The organism is Allobosea sp., from assembly GCF_030694325.1.
Classification (GTDB): domain Bacteria; phylum Pseudomonadota; class Alphaproteobacteria; order Rhizobiales; family Beijerinckiaceae; genus Allobosea.
On sequence record NZ_JAUXYO010000249.1, the window covers coordinates 1 to 2935 of the forward strand.

Here is a 2935-nt window from a genome sequence, read left to right on the forward strand (position 1 = left end):
ACCTTTGTCGGAAGAAGCGGCTCGATCACCGACCACTCGAAATCCGTCAGATCAAAGCGAGCCATCTCAACCTCCAAGGTTGAGATCAATGAATCAGAACACCACGCCGCAGGGAATCCCGTTTACGGGTATGTGACCTAGCCTTCAACCGTCCCGATCCGCCCTTGCGAGCACGGCCCGCAGCAGCACATCCAGGCCCGGCTCGAGGTCCTCGCGGGTGCAAAGCTCACCGTTGTTGTGGGTGATGCCACCCTGGCAGGGCGTGAAGATCATCGTCGTCGGGGCGTGGCGGGCGACAAAATAGGCATCGTGCCCGGCCTGGCTCAGGATGTCGCGGTGGCGGTAGCCCTGCGCGGTGGCAATGCTGCGAACCTGCTCGACGAGTTCGGCCGCGAAGATGTTCCCGCCCCAGCGCCAGACATCGAGGATCTCGACGCTGCAGTCGGCCTTCGCGGCCGATTCGAAGGCGGCGCGGCGCATCGCCTCGGCCATGACGGCCGAGGTCGTCGGGTCGGGATGGCGCACATCGCCGACGGCCTGGGCCCAGTCGGAAAGGATGCCCGGCTTGTTGGGCCAGGCGACGAGGCGGGCGGCGGTCGCCTTGCCGCCCGTGCCGGCATGGACCCAGCCGAGATCGTCGACCGCGACGAGGAAGCGCGCCCCGGCGATGAGCGCGTTCTTGCGCCGCTCCATCGGCCAGGGGCCGGTGTGGGCGGTCTCGCCCCTGAACTCGATCAGCATGCCGGTCGAGGGAAAGCCGCCGGTGACCACCCCGACCTGCATGCCCTCGCGGTCGAGGATCGGGCCCTGCTCGATGTGGAGCTCGTAATAGGCGTCGAAGGCGTGAGGCTTGTCCTCCATCTCGCCGCGATAGCCGATGCGGGCGAGTTCGTCGCCGAGCCGGCGGCCCTCCTCGTCGACGCGTCCATGGGCCCAGTCGAGCGTGTAGGCGCCGGTGAAGGTGCCGGAACCCACCATGGGCGGGGAGAAGCGCGCGCCTTCCTCATTGGTCCAGTTGACCAGTTCGATCGGGCGGCGCGTGCGATGGCCGATCGTGTCGAGCGCGCGGCAGACCTCGAGCCCTCCGAGAACGCCGAGGATGCCGTCGAAGCGGCCGCCATTGAACTGTGTGTCGAGATGGCTGCCCATCACCACGGGCGGCAGGCTGTCATCGGTACCGGCGCGGCGCGCGAAGATGTTGCCGATGCCGTCGACGCGCACGGAAAGCCCGGCCTCGCGGCACCAGGCGACGAACTGGTCGCGCACCTCCTTGTCCGAATCGGACGCGGCGAGACGCGAGAGGCCACCGGGCCGGCCCGGCCCGATCTGCGCGGAGCGCTCGATCGTCGCCCAGAAGCGGTCCATGTCGATGCGGGCGGGGGCTGTCATGTCCATGGTGTCGTCTTCGTTGGCTTGAGGTTCGGGACACGCGCCTGGTCGATTATCGGCGCGCGCCAGCCCCGGGGCAATGGGCTGCGGTCGGGGATGTGCTCGATCCGCGCCCACCATCGACGAAGCAAATAACGTGCTGGCCTTGCGCATCCGGCCGGACGAGGCCAGCGGGAACCGTGGCGTCGCGACCGGTGTTTGGAACGCAAGGGGCTGGCGGGGGCCATCATGACGTTCTTCAGGAATCGGCTGTTCATTGCGATCGTGTCGGCGATCGCCGGGATCCTGTGCTGGCTGATCGCCGCCAATCTGATTCCCGAACGCAAGGACCTGCACGAGCCGCTGCCGCACCATCTCGCGGCGTCCGATCCGCAGTTCAAGCTGTCGATGGCCGCGCTGTTCGGCTCGAACCTGCTTCCGGGAAGCCGGGCCGAGACGCTGAACAACGGCAATGCGATCTTCCCCGCGATGCTGCGGGCGCTGCGCTCGGCGACGACCAGCATCACCTTCGAAACCTATATCTACTGGCGCGGCGACATCGCCGAGCAGTTCGCCGACGTCTTGTCGCAGAAGGCGCGCGAGGGGGTGAGCGTCAAGGTCCTGCTCGACTGGGTCGGCAGCATCCCGATGGATGAGCAACTCGTCGAGCGGATGCAGGAGGCGGGCGTGAGCGTGGTGCGGTTCCGCCCGGTCACATGGAGCACGGTCGACAAGGTCAACAACCGGACCCATCGCAAGATCCTGGTGGTCGATGGGCGGGTCGGCTTCACGGGCGGCGTCGGCATCGGCGACGAGTGGAATGGGGACGCGCGCACGGCCGCGGAATGGCGCGACACCCATTACCGGATCGAAGGCCCGGTCGTGGCCGAACTGCAGGCGGCGTTCGCCGAGCACTGGCTCGAGGCGACGGGCGAACTCGTGATGGGGGACCGCTTCTTCCCGGCCCTCGAACCCGCCGGCGACCAGGAGGCGCAGGTGGTGGCGAGCTCGACCGGGCAGCGCAGCGTCATGCATCTGATGCTGATGACGGCGCTGGCCTCTGCCGAGCGGCACATCCGCATCGGCACGCCCTATTTCGTGCCCGACGAGACGACACGGCGGCAACTGCTCGAGGCGCGCGGGCGCGGCGTCGAAATCGACATCCTGGTGCCGGGAGAGCGCACCGATGCCCGCATCGTCCGGAAGGCCTCCCGGCATTTCTGGGGCGAGCTGCTCGCAGCCGGCATCCGCATCCACGAATTCGAGCCGACGATGTATCACTGCAAGCTCGTCGTCGTGGACGAGGCCTGGGCTAGCGTCGGCTCGACCAATATCGACGATCGGGCGCTGCGGCTGAACGACGAGGTCAACCTCAACGTCTACAGCGAAGGCTTCGCGCGCGACCAGATCGCGATCTTCAACGCCGATCTGCAGCGCGCCCGGCGCTATACGCTCGAGCAATGGCAGGGCCGCTCGATGGCGCAGAAACTCACCGACTGGTTCGCCAGCCTGTTCCGTTCGCAGATCTGATTCAGTCCGTTGGGCGGCGGCGCGCGTTCAACTGGTC

The 2935-nt window shown here is 67.4% G+C and carries 2 protein-coding genes; one reads left to right on the forward strand and one right to left on the reverse strand.

Translation table 11 applies throughout. The features are described 5' to 3' along the window. Positions 1-144 precede the first annotated feature (144 nt). Entirely contained in the window at positions 145-1395 is a 1251-nt protein-coding gene (locus Q8M82_RS16380; RefSeq protein WP_305692392.1) for a Zn-dependent hydrolase, read from the reverse strand. Between the two features lie 222 nt (positions 1396-1617). Here Q8M82_RS16380 and Q8M82_RS16385 point away from each other — a divergent pair, with 222 nt between their 5' ends. Beyond that, positions 1618-2898: a phospholipase D-like domain-containing protein gene (locus Q8M82_RS16385; protein WP_305692393.1), complete on the forward strand. Its 1281-nt coding sequence runs from the start codon at positions 1618-1620 to the stop codon at positions 2896-2898. Positions 2899-2935 lie beyond the last annotated feature (37 nt).